15 protein-coding genes and 1 tRNA gene are annotated in these 17,422 nt (G+C 46.4%); 4 read left to right on the top strand and 12 right to left on the bottom strand.

Features of this window, described 5'->3' with window-relative positions; translation table 11 throughout:
• Positions 1-175: 175 nt before the first annotated feature.
• From ACTXGE_RS06485 to ACTXGE_RS06460, 6 genes are all read right to left on the bottom strand, one after another.
• The gene (locus ACTXGE_RS06485) at positions 176-1,405 is read right to left on the bottom strand and encodes an SPOR and LysM peptidoglycan-binding domain-containing protein (RefSeq protein WP_443542593.1); all 1,230 of its coding nucleotides are present in this window, start codon (positions 1,403-1,405) and stop codon (positions 176-178) included.
• 237 nt (positions 1,406-1,642) lie between these two features.
• Positions 1,643-3,001 (bottom strand): bifunctional tetrahydrofolate synthase/dihydrofolate synthase, encoded by a 1,359-nt coding sequence (folC, locus tag ACTXGE_RS06480; protein WP_443542595.1) that lies wholly within the window; start codon positions 2,999-3,001, stop codon positions 1,643-1,645.
• Positions 3,002-3,193: 192 nt separating this feature from the next.
• Complete coding sequence (accD, locus tag ACTXGE_RS06475; RefSeq protein WP_443542657.1) at positions 3,194-4,069, bottom strand: acetyl-CoA carboxylase, carboxyltransferase subunit beta; 876 nt, start codon at positions 4,067-4,069, stop codon at positions 3,194-3,196.
• A 286-nt stretch (positions 4,070-4,355) separates the two neighbouring features.
• A complete protein-coding gene (gene trpA, locus ACTXGE_RS06470; protein WP_443542596.1) occupies positions 4,356-5,180 on the bottom strand; it encodes a tryptophan synthase subunit alpha in 825 nt (274 codons plus the stop codon).
• Positions 5,181-5,278: 98 nt separating this feature from the next.
• Complete coding sequence (trpB, locus tag ACTXGE_RS06465) at positions 5,279-6,532, bottom strand: tryptophan synthase subunit beta (protein ID WP_443542598.1); 1,254 nt, start codon at positions 6,530-6,532, stop codon at positions 5,279-5,281.
• 64 nt (positions 6,533-6,596) lie between these two features.
• Entirely contained in the window at positions 6,597-7,256 is a 660-nt protein-coding gene (locus ACTXGE_RS06460) for a phosphoribosylanthranilate isomerase (RefSeq protein ID WP_443542600.1), read from the bottom strand.
• Between the two features lie 185 nt (positions 7,257-7,441).
• Here ACTXGE_RS06460 and ACTXGE_RS06455 point away from each other — a divergent pair, with 185 nt between their 5' ends.
• Positions 7,442-9,052 (top strand): cryptochrome/photolyase family protein, encoded by a 1,611-nt coding sequence (locus ACTXGE_RS06455; protein ID WP_443542602.1) that lies wholly within the window; start codon positions 7,442-7,444, stop codon positions 9,050-9,052.
• 32 nt (positions 9,053-9,084) lie between these two features.
• Here ACTXGE_RS06455 and ACTXGE_RS06450 read toward each other — a convergent pair whose 3' ends face one another.
• Entirely contained in the window at positions 9,085-9,828 is a 744-nt protein-coding gene (locus ACTXGE_RS06450) for a DUF4230 domain-containing protein (protein WP_443542603.1), read from the bottom strand.
• A gap of 398 nt (positions 9,829-10,226) precedes the next feature.
• On the opposite strand from ACTXGE_RS06450, the gene ACTXGE_RS06445 reads away from it, so the two are divergent.
• Positions 10,227-11,945, top strand: coding sequence for a proline--tRNA ligase (locus ACTXGE_RS06445; protein WP_317200847.1), 1,719 nt, complete (start codon positions 10,227-10,229; stop codon positions 11,943-11,945).
• A 148-nt stretch (positions 11,946-12,093) separates the two neighbouring features.
• Here the strand turns inward: ACTXGE_RS06445 and queF are convergent, their stop codons facing one another.
• From queF to ACTXGE_RS06425, 4 genes are all read right to left on the bottom strand, one after another.
• Positions 12,094-12,951 carry an NADPH-dependent 7-cyano-7-deazaguanine reductase QueF gene (gene queF / locus ACTXGE_RS06440; RefSeq protein WP_443542605.1) on the bottom strand — a complete coding sequence of 286 codons (858 nt, stop codon included), beginning with the start codon at positions 12,949-12,951 and terminating at the stop codon, positions 12,094-12,096.
• A 44-nt stretch (positions 12,952-12,995) separates the two neighbouring features.
• Positions 12,996-13,769 (bottom strand): ABC transporter permease, encoded by a 774-nt coding sequence (locus ACTXGE_RS06435; protein ID WP_317200862.1) that lies wholly within the window; start codon positions 13,767-13,769, stop codon positions 12,996-12,998.
• 32 nt (positions 13,770-13,801) lie between these two features.
• A complete protein-coding gene (locus tag ACTXGE_RS06430; RefSeq protein ID WP_317200845.1) occupies positions 13,802-14,764 on the bottom strand; it encodes an ABC transporter ATP-binding protein in 963 nt (320 codons plus the stop codon).
• Between the two features lie 250 nt (positions 14,765-15,014).
• Positions 15,015-15,683, bottom strand: a complete 669-nt coding sequence (locus ACTXGE_RS06425) for a c-type cytochrome (RefSeq protein WP_435950333.1) — start codon at positions 15,681-15,683, stop codon at positions 15,015-15,017.
• Positions 15,684-15,988: 305 nt separating this feature from the next.
• Between ACTXGE_RS06425 and ACTXGE_RS06420 the strand changes: the two genes are divergently transcribed.
• Positions 15,989-16,065 (top strand) — tRNA-Arg (locus ACTXGE_RS06420).
• Positions 16,066-16,212: 147 nt separating this feature from the next.
• Here ACTXGE_RS06420 and ACTXGE_RS06415 read toward each other — a convergent pair.
• On the bottom strand, positions 16,213-16,593 hold the full coding sequence (locus ACTXGE_RS06415) for a hypothetical protein (RefSeq protein ID WP_443542607.1): 381 nt from the start codon (positions 16,591-16,593) through the stop codon (positions 16,213-16,215).
• A 32-nt stretch (positions 16,594-16,625) separates the two neighbouring features.
• On the opposite strand from ACTXGE_RS06415, the gene ACTXGE_RS06410 reads away from it, so the two are divergent.
• Positions 16,626-17,417 (top strand): SIR2 family NAD-dependent protein deacylase, encoded by a 792-nt coding sequence (locus ACTXGE_RS06410; RefSeq protein ID WP_443542609.1) that lies wholly within the window; start codon positions 16,626-16,628, stop codon positions 17,415-17,417.
• The last annotated feature ends 5 nt before the right edge of the window (positions 17,418-17,422 follow it).

Raw genomic sequence — 17,422 nt, 5'->3', positions numbered from 1 at the left:
TGAATAAAAAAAGACTAGGCGACCTTTATAGGCCGATAAGTCGTACAAAAACAAATAAAAAGGTGCGAGTAGAATATAGCTCATCGTATATAAATCACTCAAAATCAGCAATTCACAAAACAAAAAACACGACAATGAATGTCGTGTCTTAATATATGATCTTATGCAGTTATGCTTACCAATACAAAACCCAAGCACCGGTGGTGTCGACTTTAGGGTCGCTGTTGACCTTGTCTTTGAGTGCTAACGCGGCAATCTTACCGCGCTCAGGACCAACGACGACGCGTACGCCGCGACTGGTTGCACTGGTTTTGACTTGATAGCCTGCCGACTTGAATTTTTTGGCGACTTCATCCGCCTTGGCTTGATTGCCAGCTAGCGCCACTTGTACCCCAAAGCTGCCTTTGGCGTCTGTCTCTTTGACAGTTTGGCGCGCAGCGCTTAGCTTTTGTTGTGCGTCGCGTTTGGCCTCAGTCGATTTTTTGGCGAGTGCTTCTTCTTTTTTACGTTTCTCTTCGCGTGAGCGTTCGGCAGCGGCGGCTTCACGCTCCAAGCGCTCGATTTGCTTACGCGAGGGAATAGTCAGGGTTTGGCCCAATCGTAGGTCAGTTGAAGGCGCGATGTCGTTCGCTTGTGCTAAAGCGGCAACGGGGACATTGTATTGACGAGCCAGCTTAATCAGACCATCGCCGCGCTTAACCTTATAATCTGTAGGCGATGTCGGTGGCTCACTTTTAGCCTTTTCGGCAGCGGCCCTATCTTCTATTTGCTTTTGACGAGCAGCAGCTTGTTCTTGCTCTTTTTGTTTAGCTTTGGCGTCTGTTTGCGCCTGTTGTTGTGCTTTAGCCTGTTGTTGTGCTTGAGCAAGTCTGGCGGCTTCTTGCGCCTCGGCACGCTTAGCAGCTTCTTGCGCTTGTCGTTCTTGTTGCTGTTGCGCGGCGATAGCGACTTGATTATCAGTTGAAGCTACCTCGCTCGTTGCAGCTATTGTCTGCGGTTGCACAGTAGGCGTTACTAGCGTGGTTTCTTGTACAGGCTCTTGTTCTGGCCCATCATTCTCTGATTCAGCGATATTGTCTCTGTAGCGCTCATTTTCTGCGCGAGCTTTTGCCAGCGCTTGGCTCTCAGCCGTTTCTTGCTCGGCTAAGAACTGCTCAGCGCGCCTCTCTTGCTCAGCGACGCGAGCGGCGCGCTCTTTTTGCTTTTGTGCCAAGAGTCGTTTTTCAGTATCGATATCTGTGGTCAATGGCGCTACTGCTACGGTATCAGGGCTTGCGGTATCAACGATAGCGGTCGTTTGCTCAGGGTTATTGTCGCCGCCTACTTGCTGCACCATAGCGTATAGCATGACGCTACCGCCTACAATCATTCCAATGCCCAATAAGGCTTGTCTCGAAAAGTTCATTCGTTTACGTCTCTTAGTAGGTTTAAGTCCGATTCGTTAGCGTCGCTATTTGTCTGGCTATTCGTTAGCACAAATTTCGGTCACTGTTGACCTCAATCGTCACTGTTTTAACAACGCATACATTATATTAGCTATTTTTTGATTATAGAGTATATTTTTGATGCTGTCTGCTACTAGGCTATGCCAAACAAGAACTACCAAGCAAACTATTTGATGATTATGACCACTTATTCACTATCAGCTATTTAGAACAGCGAGCGACTCCCCTATCGTATGAAAAGAGCCGCAAACAACAATTAGGTCCTGCTCAGTACTCGCCTCAATAACCGCTTGCACAGCCTGTGCTAGGTTTGCAAACTCCTTTATACTATCTGTATCAGCATAAGCTGTCAAAACGCCCTTTAATTGCTCAGTACTGGCAGCACGAGGATAGTCAATCTCGGCGATAAACCACTCACTAATAGGTAAATCAGCTTGCGTCAACTGCTGTACCACGCCTTCAATATCTTTGTCCCCAAGCATAGAAAACAGCATTTTTATCGTGCCGGTTTGAGCACTAGACGTTTTCTGTGCTTGCTCTTGTAGATGCTGTTGCCAAAGCGGTAATAATTGCGCGAGCAAAAACGCAACGCCTTGCTCGTTATGCGCCACATCAAATAACCAATGGCGATTGTCAATCGTACGATAATCAAAACGTCCTGCTAACTTTACAGTTTGTAGCGCTTGCTTGATAGCAGCACTATCGACTTTTAATGGACTGGCTAACACAGCAGATAACGCATTAGCAGTATTGGTAAGTGATAGCGCTGGGCGCGGTAGCTCGAGCGTGACAGCGGCATTACTGTACTGCCATCTTTGGATATCCAGATTGCGATAGCCAAAATCTTGCTCGGCTTGATAGCAAGTAATATGCTGCTCATCAATGAGCTTCCTGACGCTATTTGGCATCTCATATGCACCATATATTAAAGGGATGCCTTGACGTAAAATGCCTGCTTTTTCGCGGCCAATGTCCTCAGTATTGTCCCCTAGCCAATCGATATGATCGATACTGATGTTGGTAATAACCGCTAAGTCTGGGTCTATGATATTAACCACATCTAAGCGCCCACCGAGTCCGACCTCTAATACCCAAACATCGCAGTCCGCGTTCGCAAATATCAATAAGGCAGCCAAGGTCGTCATCTCAAAAAACGATAACGTCAGCTCACAAGCCAAGCGGGCGCGCTCAACACTATTAAAAGCGTCAATCAAAGTCTCATCGCTGACCATCTCGCCATTAATACGGACGCGCTCATTAAATACGCTCAGATGCGGCGACTGGTACAGCGCGGTTTTGTACCCTGCTGCCTGAGTCATCGCCGCGATAACTGCTGTCGTTGAGCCTTTGCCATTGGTGCCAGCGACAGTAAACACATAAGCGTCGTCTTTCGCCGATTGTACAACGCCTAAATACTGTGCCACAGGCAGTACCCGTGATAGCCCCATGTCTATGGCTGAGACATGAATATGCTGCATGTAATTCAGCCACTCGGTGAGACTGGCGGTGCTATCCGGCGTGGCTGGACTGGGCTGGGATGCGCTAGAGACGGACATAGTAGAACCTACATTAACCTTTATAAGGTGACACAAAATTAGACAGCCGTAAATGACTTACGGTGATTTACAGCAACTGGCTAGGCAGTGTATAACATGGATACCAAAAACCAAACCTAAAAAAATAGCACTCATCGCCTATGCACGATAAATGCTATCTCTATATAAGTATAACCCAGCTGATATTTTAGCTTAAGCATCTACATTAGGCTTGTGACACATCTTTGCCAGCAAACGATAGATGGTATCTATCATCTGATGACGATGCACGACCTCATCGACCACGCCATGCTCAAGTAAGAACTCAGCACGCTGGAATGGCTCCTCTAGCGTCTCGCGCACCGTCTGCTCAATGACGCGCTTACCTGCAAAGCCAATCATCGCTTTGGGTTCAGCCAGATGAATATCGCCTAGCATAGCAAGAGATGCAGTTACCCCGCCATAGACTGGATTGGTCAATACTACAATATAAGGAATGCCCGCGATTCTCAAGCGCTCAATCGCGGCTGCCGTACGTGCCATCTGCATGAGCGATAGCAAGCCCTCTTGCATACGTGCGCCACCAGATGCAGCAAAGCATACCAAAGGTTTACGCTCTGCCAATGATTTTTCAGCCGCCTGTACAAAGCGATCGCCGACCACAGAGCCCATCGAGCCGCCCATAAAACGAAAGTCAAAAGCACAAGCCACCAGATCGATATTACGCAGTTTGCCGTACATGACGATTAATGCTTCACTCTCCCCAGTCTTAGCTTGCGCTTCATCCATACGCTTAGAATAAGGCTTACTATCGACGAAGCGTAAGGGGTCTTTTGCAGTAAATTCCTGTCCAAGCTCACCGTCTACTTGCTCCAAAAACCACTGCAAGCGCTCGCGTGCAGTCATCGTCAAATGATGCTCACAGTGCGGACAGACGTAGCAGTTGAATATCAGCGCGGTATTAGTAATTTTGGAGTGACAATTGCTGCATTGAGTTGACGGCTCTGTCTCTACCGCAGAAAGCGTTGGCGTCAATTGATGCTTGACCCCAGGTACCGGCCTGTCAAACCACGTACTAGGCTTGGTCATACCATCATTGGTAGCATCTGGTTTTTCTATCGTATCAGTCATAGTATTGGCCCTTATCCTAGGCTATTTGACAAGTCTACTCATAAACTTGCCGCTAATCGTTAAGTGTCGTTGCAATAATCCCTCATGTAGCACCATAACTTTGATAGTTATAGGCTTGACAATCATATATGCACAGGCTTAGTTTACACACGTAAACTAAATTTAGCAAAGCCAATCGGGTCTGCTGTTCTTTAGCCAAAATAATGTCGATGAGCCTGATTTATTGTTAATACGATTTAGCCATTTATGCACTTAGACTATCGAGTGCGGCGCGCAACTCATCCATCTTCGCCATGATTTTTTGCTGCGCGCTAGCAACGGCATTAGCGTCACTACCATCAATATCGGCAAAGTTTTGTACTAGTGCGCTACCGACAATAATACCATCAGCATGAGCACCAATCGCTTTGGCGGAAACGCCGTCACGGATACCAAAACCAACGCAGACAGGTAGATCGGTCTCTGCTTTGATCGCTTGTACTTGAGTGGCAACATCATCGGTATCAAGTGTGGCAGAGCCTGTCACCCCTTTGAGCGAGACATAGTAAATATAGCCGCCACAATGGGTCAGTACTTGCTCACGGCGCTCAGGCAAAGTGGTGGGCGATAGTAAAAAAATCTCGTTAATTGCATTATCCGTTAGATGCTGGGTAAAGCTACCCGCCTCCGCTGGTGGCAAGTCGACCATCAAGATACCGTCAACGCCTGATTGCTCACAAAGCGCAACAAATTTGTCATAACCGATAATTTCAACAGGATTGAGATACCCCATTAAGATAATCGGCGTCTGCGTGTTTGTCTTACGAAACTCACCTACCATCTGTAGCGCTTCGCGAGTACTCGTGCCTGCCGCTAGTGCCCGCTCACCTGCCAAGGCAACCGTTGGGCCATCTGCCATCGGATCAGAGAATGGCAAACCCACTTCTATCATATCTGCGCCATGCTTGACGAGATCATGAAGCAAGCTGACAAAGTTGCTCGGATTGGGATCGCCTGCCATTACATAAGGGATGAGGGCTTTTTTGTTCTGTGATTTTAAAGTTTCAAAGGTGCTTTCAATTCGGGTCATAGGGGTCTCTAAATATAATCAATGCGGCTTTAATCAAAGGGCCGCTATTAACAGCCCTTTTCTGATAGTTACTTGCTAATAGTTATTGGAGTATGGGACTAAAACTCAATCCCTTCTGCGCTCATTACCGAATGCAAATCCTTATCACCACGACCTGACATATTGACGACGATGGTTTGATCTGGGGTCATGGTTTTAGCAAGCTCTAGTGCATAGTAGCAAGCGTGAGCGGTCTCAAGTGCTGGGATGATGCCTTCTTTGCGCGTGACTTCATGGAAGCCCTCTAATGCCTCAGCATCCGTGCAGCCGACATATTCTACGCGGTGCATATCTTTTAAGAAGCTGTGCTCAGGGCCAACGCCTGGGTAGTCGAGACCTGCTGAGATAGAATGCGTTTCTTGGATTTGTCCATCGTCATCTGCCATAAGATACGTGCGGTTGCCGTGCAATACCCCAATACGACCTGCCGCAAGTGGCGCAGAATGGCGACCTGATTCAATACCATCACCTGTGGCCTCGACGCCGTACATTTTGACGTCAGTATCGTTGAGAAAGTCAAAGAACAAACCGATAGCGTTTGAACCGCCACCAACGCAAGCGACTAGGGCATCAGGTAACTTGCCCGTTTGTTGCAAATGCTGAACGCGCGTCTCTTTACCGATGATCGCCTGAAAATCACGTACCAAGAGCGGATAAGGATGCGGACCTGCGACCGTGCCAATGATGTAATAGGTGGTATCGACGTTGGTGACCCAATCGCGCATCGCCTCGTTCATCGCATCTTTGAGCGTGCGTGAGCCTGAGGTAACAGGGACAACAGTGGTGCCCAATAAACGCATACGATAGACGTTCATCTTTTGACGCTCAACGTCGTCTGCACCCATATAGACGATACATTCTAGCCCTAAACGCGCGGCGATCGTCGCTGTCGCGACCCCATGCTGACCTGCGCCTGTCTCAGCGATAATACGTTTTTTACCACTCATCTTGGCAAGGAGTGCTTGCCCGATAGTGTTGTTTACTTTGTGTGCGCCAGTGTGATTTAAGTCTTCACGCTTAAAATAAATTTGCGCGCCGCCGATCTCATCGCTTAGACGCTTGGCGTGGTATAGCGGCGTAGGACGACCAACGTAATTGACTAGGTCGTTATGATACTCCTCCCAAAATGCGGGATCGGCTTTGACTCTAGTATATAGCGTCTCAAGCTCTTCAAGCGCCGCCATTAGCGTCTCAGAGACAAAGCGGCCGCCATGTACACCAAAATGTCCGCGAGCATCAGGGTATTGGTTAAAATCTTGTACGCCTTCTAGATTGGCAATCGTTTCTGCTAAATTGGTTGCGAGCTGACTCATGATATTTCCTACTTAATATGGGAGGTTTTAAAATAGATAGTGTTGCTAATAACTTGAAGTTCGCTTACAGCGTCTCGTTTTGCCATCGATCACGCTTGACCGCTTTTATAAATCCGCGCATTTTTGCTGTATTTTTTTTGCCTTTTGCAGACTCTATACCACCGCTGACATCAACCGCATAGATAGGTAGCTTATGAGTTGCGGTGACGTTTTTTTCATCTAGTCCACCTGCCAAAATAATGGGCAAGGCACTCTCAGATGGTATTAAGTCCCAGTCAAAATGATCACCAGTACCGCCGTATTTTTGCGGATGATAGGCATCGAGCAAAATACTACTTGCGCCAGCATCAGCAAAAGCGTCAATCTGAGATTTTACGCTATCTTGTGTCTCTTGCTCAGCATTAATGCGTAAGGCTTTTATCCAGCGCTTGCTTACGCTAGCAGCGAGCGCCTGACACTGCTCGGCAGACTCGTCACCGTGAAACTGGATAATATCAAAGGATACTTGCCCCGCTAACTGCATAAGCTCATCCTTTGACATATTGACTACTAACGCCACTACGCTCACAAAGGCGGGAATAGCGCGAGTTAAGGTTTGCGCTTGCTCTATTGTTACCGTGCGCGGGCTTGGTGGATAAAACACTAGACCCACAGCATCCACGCCCAACTGTATCGCGGCATGAATATCATCAAGACGAGTAAACCCGCAAAACTTTACGTGCATGAGATGACCTTTAAACACCAAAGGGGGTTAATTAGGAGGCGAAAACTAAACATTTATCATCGAAGAAATTACCATCAGAAATGATGATGATTTGTTACCTGTGGGGCAAATCAATTGCATCCAAAAACTTATCCTAGCATACTTTTATGCATCGTTTTGTTTATGATTAGGATAAGGAAAGCTAAATGGCAAATAATGACAATAAGGCTGAAAAAGACAAGGGGCGCACGCCGCACTATTTGATGTGGTTTCGCCGTGATTTGCGTATACATGATAACACTGCATTAGCCGCACTTTGTGAGCAGGCTGACGATAATGACGCGTCAGTAACAGCCGTTTATTTTTATACCCCTGAGCAGTGGCACACTCATGATATGTCACTAGCGCAAGTGGATCATATCGCCCGCACTCTGCCTATTTTGGCGCATGATTTGCGCAAAGATTTTAATATCACGCTACAAGTCTATGCCTGCGCGCATTTCGATGACAGTATCGCGGCTCTCCTTGAGTTTTGTGAAAAAGAAAAAATCAGCTGCCTAATGGCCAACCACGAATATGAAGGGCGCGAGATCGCTCGGGATGAAGCACTAGCCAAGCAGCTCGCTGAGCTAGACATTGAGTTCATACGTCATCATGACCAGTGTATATTGCCGCCGCAAAGCATCACTACCAATGATAGTGACACCATGTACAAAGTGTTTACGCCGTTTTACAAAAAGTGGCGTCATACCTTAGAAGTCAGTCAGCTTGAGAGCCACAACGCGGTGGTGGTAAAGAGTAATAATGAGACGACTGATGCACTCATTAATCTTACGTCAGTAGATAGCAGCGCAAGCACGCTCAAAGATATCGAAGAGCTAAGCACTCAGATCGTACAAGACTATCAAGCGGCATTAGATAAAAACGCCGCTTATCAACATATTGATTATAGCGCGCAGTTAGAGCAAGCACGCGAGCACTATCCTGCTGGCGAGGCCGCAGCACGCGCGCGATTAGAGCAATTTACAAGCGATGATATCAATAATTACAACGTCAGCCGTGACAAGCCTATCTTGCAAGGCACCAGCCACATGTCAGCCTATCTCACCATCGGCAGCATTAGTCCTAGAGAGTGCTACCTACAGGCGGTAAAAGCGCAAGATAAATTACATGGCAATGATGGCGACAATGAAGACATCAATCGCTGGATTAGTGAGCTGGCATGGCGCGATTTTTATCGTCATGTATTAACTGTCAAACCTAAACTCATCCGCCACAAAGCCTACAAAGAAGAGACCGACGCCAAGATTAACTGGTCATACAACGAAGAGGACTTTGAGGCATGGTGCACGGGCAAGACGGGCGTACCCTTCGTTGATGCCGCGATGCGTAGCTTAAATACCAATGGCTTTATGCACAATCGCTTGCGTATGGTCACAGCAATGTTTTTGACCAAGGATTTATTAATTGATTGGCGCTGGGGTGAGCGCTACTTTATGAGTCAGCTTGTTGATGGTGACTTTGCCTCTAATAACGGCGGCTGGCAATGGAGCGCTTCAACGGGTACTGACTCTGCCCCTTACTTTCGTATTATGAATCCCTTTAGCCAAGGCAAAAGCCACGATCCAAAAGCGCTGTTTATCAAGACTTGGCTGCCTGAGCTCAAAGACGTTCCTGCCAGCATATTGCATGATGAGAATAAACTACGTAAAGCACTGACCAAAGGCGGCGACTTTGCTGATATTGACTACCCGGCTCCTATGGTCGATCATAAAGAAGCAAGGCAGTTGGCTATCGCAGAGTTTAAAAAAGACTGAGTAGGGTTTTTAGTGATAAGACTGGGTGACCACTACGAAGCAGACGCTGGCAGACGACATGCGCCCGCGCCTTGAGTGGTAACCGTCACAGTAGCGCCCGTTAGAGCAAAGAGCTGCTGCAATTGAGATTGGGCGTTATCAAGAGCGATGGTCATAACATCGCCGCGGCAAGCCTTCTCTAACACTTCTGTCTTGCCCATCTTTTGCGCTTGCTCAAAAATTCTAGGATCAACCTGCGTCATACCAAAGACGCCAGCTTGCCAGTCATAGATTTCGATATCGTCTAAATATACTGAGAATATCTCAGACTGCGGCAAGGTGATATCAATCTTTGGCATCAATACGGCAGGATTACTACCTAAGTTTGCGTCATCTTCAGTAGCACTCTCAAACGCTGCAATGTCCTCGGCGCTAGGCTGGGTCACTCGTACCATATCAGGTGTCAAATTAGCCAGATCGACGCCTGCCTCAACGCGGCCACGAACGATAAATAGCCCCTTTTGCTCATCAGTCCAAAGCTTCTGCCAGCTACCCTCGCGCTGACTGGTGATGACCGTATCTACGCTAAAGCCAACCGTTTGCAAGCGATTGAGCTGCTGGATCTGCGTTACCACCCCTTCGCGTGTGATGGTCTCGATAGGCTCGTCTTCTACTTGATTTTGCATCTTATAAAAAGCGGCGAGTAAAGCAAGCAGACCTATTATTAACAAAAGCCACGAGGTTTTAGCTATCTTGGTTTTAGGCTTGGTCGAGAGTCGATTGTCAGACGCTGGCATGGCGATATCCTTTTAGGGGTCATGGGCTTAAAGACGATTGAATCATAGATGATCAGCGCATAAGCGAAGACTGCGTTTGTGAATAGGAGATGGGATATAAATGATACCGTCAACGCCGCACTTCAAGTTATGGCTACCAATTGCTACACATAAGCCTTGCTCAAGACGCCTTTTAGTACGGTAATTTAAGCCATATTTCAACTATCATTAGCCTTTTTTATCTCTATATTGAGCAAAAGCTAAAAAGTCATTGCGTCTAGCTCAAACTTTACCTAACATAGTCTGATTGTGCTGGTGAATACTATCCTGGCCTCTACTCCTATTTTGCGCTTGTAGTCCTTTACCCTGCACCGCGCTACTTATTTATTCTTTATAAAAGATAAGGTTTCGCTTTATTTATGAAAGCCAGTCAGTTTTTATTTGCCACCCTAAAAGAAACGCCAAGCGATGCTGACATCGCCTCAAGCCAGTTAATGGTTCGCGCCGGTCTTATTCGCAAAATCGCCTCTGGACTCTATATTTGGTTACCTATGGGTCTGCGTATCTTGCAAAAGGTTGAAAAAATCGTGCGCGAAGAGATGCAAAGTATCGGCGCGCAAGAAGTGCTTATGCCGATGACTCAACCTGCTGAGCTCTGGCAGATCACTGGGCGTTTTGAAGACTATGGCCCTGAGCTACTGCGCTTCAAAGATCGCCATGATCGTGATTTTGTCTTAGGGCCAACGCACGAAGAGGTCATCACCAATCTAGCTCAAGGCGAACTGCGTAGTTATAAGCAGCTGCCTATTAGCTTCTTTCAGATTCAAAATAAGTTTCGTGATGAGATACGTCCGCGCTTTGGCGTGATGCGTGCGCGCGAATTTACTATGAAAGATGCTTACTCTTTTCATATCGATCAGGCCTCACTAGCAAAAACCTACCATGATATGTATGACGCTTATACTCGTATCTTTACCCGTTTGGGTTTGGACTTTCGCGCAGTGCAAGCGGACACTGGCTCTATCGGCGGTTTTGCCTCGCATGAATTTCATGTCTTAGCTGATAGTGGGGAGGATGATATTGCCTTCTCTGATTCTTCTGATTACGCAGCTAACGTGGAGCTGGCCGAATCAGTCAGTACTGCTGAGCGCCGGCCACCGACACAGGCGCGTGAAGACGTACTAACAGAGAACATGACGACTTGTAAAATGGTCGCAGAGCATTTAGATATTGAGCTTGCCACTACCGTCAAAACCTTAATCGTTCATGGTCATAAAGAAGACGATACCCCGCAACTTATCGCTATTATCTTGCGCGGCGATCATCAATTAAATACCGTAAAAGCGGAGAAGATAGAAGAAGCGAATGTACCACTAACTTTGGCCTCTGATGAAGAGTTAAAAGCGGCAGGCCTTCACAAAGGCTATATCGGCGTTGATTTAGATATGCCAGTATTTGTCGATCGCGCGGCAGCTACTTTGTCAGATTTTGTCTCTGGTGCTAACGAGATTAATAAGCATACTATCGGTATGAACTGGGCGCGTGACGCTAGTATCACCCGCATCGTTGATGTGCGTAATGTCAAGGAAGGCGATCCATCACCCGATGGTAAAGGAGTGCTCAAGATCAAACGTGGTATCGAAGTCGGCCATATCTTCCAGCTGGGTGATAAATACTCGCAAGCCATGGGCTGCACGGTCTCTGGCGAAGATGGTAAGCCTGTCACCTTAATGATGGGCTGCTATGGTATTGGTGTCAGCCGCATTATTGCTGCCGCTATTGAGCAAAATAATGATGAAAACGGTATTATGTGGCCACAAACCCCAAGCGTGACTGATTCAATTGCGCCATTTGAAGTCGCTATCGTACCGATGAAGTCCAAAGAAGATACGGTGATGCAAACCGCGACAGCGCTCTATGAAGAGCTTAAAGCGCAAGGCGTCAATGTATTACTCGACGATCGAAACGAACGCCCAGGCGTTAAGTTTGCGGATTTGGAGCTGATCGGTATCCCGCATCGTATCGTCGTCTCCGATCGCAACTTGGCAGAGAATAAATTTGAGTACGTCAATCGCCGCGATAGCGAAAAGCAGATGCTAAGTCGTGACGAGGTATTGGCTAAAGTGATCAGCAAATAGGTCAAGCTCTAAAATTAAGCTTCAATATCGGTCAATAAAAAAGCGCCTATCTTACATTTTTGAATGTGTAAGATAGGCGCTTTTTTGTGGGTCATTTAAATCACAGAGCACCAATTTATCAACAACTTGTCTAAATAGACCTTACTCTTTACTGCCGAATCAGACGACTCGGTTTAGGTAATAAACTCATATCACTAACGCGGCAAGGATTGATATCGATACCGCCGCGGCGCGTGTACCAGGCTCTGACCATAAGCTGGCTTGGCTGATAGACTTCGCTTAAATCTGCAAATATCTGCTCCACGCACTGCTCATGAAAGCCGTTGTGTTGCCTAAAGCTTAAAATATAACGTAGCATAGCCGCGTCATCTACCGCTAGATCACTGCTTATCTCAACCGCCAATGTGCCCCAATCGGGCTGATTGGTCACTGGACAATTACTGCGCAGTAGGTTGGAGAAAAAGCTAACAGGCGCGCTACTATCACTGCTTGCTCTCTGCGCGTCACCTCGCAATAACGAAGCGTCAGGATGCAAGGTTAAAGCAACTTTTTCTGTGCTATCAGCCAAAGCATTATCGATACAAATGCCCTTAGGTTGGCTAATCATGAGTTCTGACGGCTCACCATCTAAGGCAAATAGCTCAACTTGTACGTCCGCTTGTACGCAGGCGGATAAGTCTTTGGTAATCAAAGTTTGCACTTCTTGCCAGCTGGCAAACTCAGTAAAATTAATACTGTTTAAATACAGCTTAAGTGACTTTGACTCAATGATATACGGCGAGCTTGCAGGAACACTAAAGCGCGCTATCGCCACTTGCGAGACACCTTGCACATTGAGCCATGACATCTCAAACGCCTGCCACCAGTCAACACCGACAGCAAGCTTATCATCCTGCCAGCCAATTGCCGCGCGCCCCATACTACGGGCGATGGGATATAGCGTCTGTGGACTATACTCAGTGGGATAATCAGTGGTCTGCTCGCCTAAAATACCGTGGATACTCATAAATGACCTTTAGCGCTTAATATTAAAACTACAAACCAATAAAACTACAACCGAATCCGTGAACCATCACTTAGTAAGCGATAAGAGATCACATAGAACACCACACAAAAGGCAAAAATCGCCGCCATCGAATAGAACACATTGACATCAGAGTAACCTAAAATACCATAGCGAAATGAGTTTACCATATACACAATTGGGTTGAGTAAGGAGACATTTTGCCAAAATTCTGATAAGTCTTCCATCGAATAAAACACCCCACCCAAAAAGGTCAACGGCGTGAGAACGAAACTTGGCACAATAGAGATGTCATCAAAAGAGCGTGCAAACACCGCATTAATAAAACCGCCAAGCGAGAACAATATCGAAGTACCAAGCACGGTGAATATAGTGACAAATAAGTGCTCAACGCCCAAGTCCGTAAAGAACAGCGCGACGATAGAGACCACAATTGCAATGACTAGTCCGCGAAAGATACCGCCGCTGACATAACCTGCCAATATCGCATGTTTGGAGACTGGCGAGACCAGTAACTCCTCAATACTAGCGGTGAACTTAGCACTAAAAAAACTAGAGACCACGTTTGAGTAGCTATTAGTAATTACTGCCATCATGATAAGGCCAGGTACAATAAACTGCATATAAGGCACGCCGCCCATCTCACCCACTCTATCGCCAATCATACGACCAAAGATAATAAAGTACAGTGTCATAGTAATAACTGGTGGCAACAGCGTTTGCGGCCAGATACGCAAAATCCGGCGTATCTCTTTGAGTAAAATAGTGCGAAAAGCAATCCACTTTTTGCCCCATGACATGGTCTCATTTGGGTCTACCGTTATTTTTTTATTCATAACCCTGACTCCTTCATGCTGTCTTTGCTATCGATATTTTGATCTACTAGGCGCATGAACAGCTCCTCTAAGCGGTTAGACTTATTACGCATGCTGGCGATAGTGATGCCCTGATCAGAGAGTTGAGTAAAGACGCCGTTTAGCGACTCGCCTTCTGTCAGCGTCACCTCAAGGGTTAAGCTATCAGGCTGTGCAACTTCGGTGACATCAGTAAGCTTTATAGGGTGATCGACAGGTACTGACAAATCAAAAACGAAAGTCTCAACAGACAACTGCGCAAGCAAGTCCTTCATCTCGGTATTAATACGAATCTCACCATGATCTAAGATAGCGATGCGCTTACACAGCTGCTCTGCTTCCTCCAAATAATGCGTCGTCAGAATAATCGTAGTGTTTTCTTCGACATTAATCTGCTGCATAAACTCCCACATAGAGCGGCGCAGCTCGATATCGACGCCAGCGGTTGGCTCATCGAGGATCAAAAGCTTAGGCTTATGAATCAGCGCGCGTGCAATCATCAATCGGCGCTTCATACCGCCAGATAGCTCACGTGACTTGCTGTCGCGCTTGTCCCATAATCCAAGAGCGGTCAATAGGCGCTTGGCTCGCGGCTTAGCTTCTTTAGCTGATATACCAAAGTAACCTGCTTGAGTAATCAAGATATCTTCGACTTTTTCGAACATATTGAAGTTAAATTCTTGCGGCACGACCCCTAAATACTGCTTGGCAACGGATGGATTCTCTAGCAAATCTGTACCAAAAATATGCACGCTGCCAGTAGTTGGCTTAAATAACGAGCTGATAATACCAATCATGGTCGATTTACCAGCACCATTAGGCCCAAGCAACGCAAAAAATCCACCTTGTGGTACGGTCAAGTCGATACCTTTTAAAGCTGAAAATCCATTATCGTAAGTCTTAGATAAATCTCGAACGGTGAGTGCTGGTACCTCTGACATGACGACCTCTTTAATAAATAGTAAAATTTATTATTATAATAAATAATGTAGCTCTTAAAGTGAGGCTGCCTGCAGTGTATTTCAAGCGCACATTATAGCAAGGACGATATTGATAATATCAATCAGCAAATAAGGACTACAAAAAAGCGCCTACCTCATTAATGAAATAGACGCTTTTAATTCTAAGATTAACTTTATAACTAGTGCTACCTAAGTGCTCACTATGATGTTTAGCAGAAATAAAACTATCTTAGCTGGCCTCAGCAATCATATAGTCGACCGCGTTTTGAACCTCTTCATCAGGAATATCAGCACCACCTTTAGCTGGCATGGCATTAAAACCTTGAATCGCATGGGTATATAGCGTATCTGCACCTTTCGCGATACGTGGACCCCAAGCGCCCGCGTCCCCTAGCATTGGCGAGCCAAGTAGGCCTGAAGCGTGACAAGTCTGGCATACCGCATTGTATACTGCAGCACCATCGCGTGGACCACCATCAGCAGAAGCGCTAGCAGCTCTGACGGTTACATCACAGATCTCGCCTTCTTCAAAACAGACGCGCCCTACAGGCTGAATACGAGCAACCAGATTGGGGTAAAGCGCAACCAGCTTTTGAACTTGCGGGGTATCTTCTGGAATAGGCTCTTCTTCAGCAGGTGCCGCTTGCGCGGTTACCGCCTCGCCTGCTTCTGCGTCTTCATCCGCTACTACTGCCGTCTCATCAACAGGCGCAGCATCCGTCGTATCAGCAGCAGCTTGTACGTCATCACCGAGCACCTGCGGCGCGTTTTCAACGACTTCTTGGGCCTCTACTACCTCAGAGACCGTCGTTGTATCTACAACTTCTTCAGCTTGGCTCACCGCGATACTAGCAATCCCTAGAATGGCAGCTGCCGATAACATCACTACTTTTCTCATTCGTCACGTTCTCTTATTACATATACAAATGGCAAATAGGCAAAAAAATTATTTGATAGCCAGCGTACTGGTATCAAAAATAAATAATCTTTGCATGCTTTGACACAATTGTAATCGGTGAATATGGATCAAATTCGTTGTCCCTAACATTATAAGGGAAAAGGATGGTAGATTGCCATGCCTGTTTGTTGACTTGACTGTTTTTTCGTAAATAATGAGGATAGCCTGCATCGCTTATTGGTTTTAGCCGCTTTATTTGCTAGACTAAGCGGTCTTAAATTTATGTCGCCGTACGTAAATACTAAGCGCTCGTAGCTCAGTTGGATAGAGTATCGGCCTCCGAAGCCGAGGGTCACAGGTTCGATCCCTGTCGAGCGCACCATTTATTGCATTACTCTCTCTTGCTCTGTACTACCCTCTCTTTGCATTACCTGCTACTCAAACCCTATTATGTTTTTGATAGAATTTAGTAGTACTTATAAAATACTGCTAACAGCACTCTATCGAACCACTTCAAGCTTACGCAAAACTATTGCGCATCCTGCAAGTTAGCAGCTAGCTGATCGCGGCTTGGGACGCGGTGATAGTTAATCACTGGCACCTCGCCCAAACGGCGTTGACCCGTAGCGAGTTTTTTATCAATAGCAATCATGGCAACTTTTTTATCTTGCTTACTCACGAGCAAATGATTGGCTTTTTGCTTAACCACATAATCTGGGAAGTACTGCTTTAATAATAAGGCGGTTTTTTGCAAGCTATCATTAATAGGTATCTTTTGTTTTTTTGCTTGCCCGCGAGCCGATTTTTGATAAAGCCCCTCGCCCTTTTTTGCGCCGCGCGACTTGGCAAACAGCCACAGCCCAATGGCTACGCTTAGCAATATGACAAGCCACCATATTCCGTCTATCATAAACACTGTCATCCATTATTGAGGGTTAGGTTATGGTAGCAGAATTATCAACGCAGTTAGTAGCTCAACAACAGCACGCGGTTAAATTATTAACATCAGCTAAGCGCATCTGTATCTTAACGGGCGCAGGTATCTCAGCTGAAAGCGGTATCCCCACCTTTCGAGATAAGCAGACAGGCTTGTGGGAGAATTATCGCGCTGAGGATTTGGCCAGCCCTATTGCCTTTGATCGTGATCCAAAAATGGTTTGGTCATGGTATCAATGGCGTCGACAACTGGTACAGGATAAAGCGCCTAATCCTGCGCATTTAGCCTTGGCTCAGTGGCAGCAAAGCGTTAAACAAAGTCATCAGCACATTACAATCATCACTCAAAACGTCGATGATTTACATGAACAAGCAGGCGCTCAGGTGACGCATTTGCACGGGCATCTATGGCGCAATCGCTGTCATCAGTGTGATAAACCTTATAAGATAAAAGGTATAAATAAAGAGAATCAATATGCTAACGACGAGCTAATCACCTGCCCGCACTGCGCAGGTTACATCAGACCTGATATTGTTTGGTTTGGTGAAGCCTTACCTGTAGAGGCGTGGCAAATAGCAGAACAGGCAGCCGCAAGCTGTGAGGTATTTATGAGTATTGGCACCTCAAGCCTCGTCTATCCCGCTGCGGGACTAGCAAAGCTGGCCAAACAAAACGGCGCTAAACTCATAGAAATCAACCCAAACCCAACACCGAACACGGTAGTCGATATTACGCTTACAGCAAAAGCGGGAGAGGTATTGCCTATACTTTTAAAGGATTTTATCAAGCACTCTTAGACTTA

Origin of the sequence: Psychrobacter sp. T6-4, assembly GCF_052258425.1 — a bacterium.
Lineage (GTDB): Bacteria > Pseudomonadota > Gammaproteobacteria > Pseudomonadales > Moraxellaceae > Psychrobacter.
Note: the sequence above shows the minus strand (reverse complement) of the source record. Positions and strands in the feature narration are given on the sequence as shown.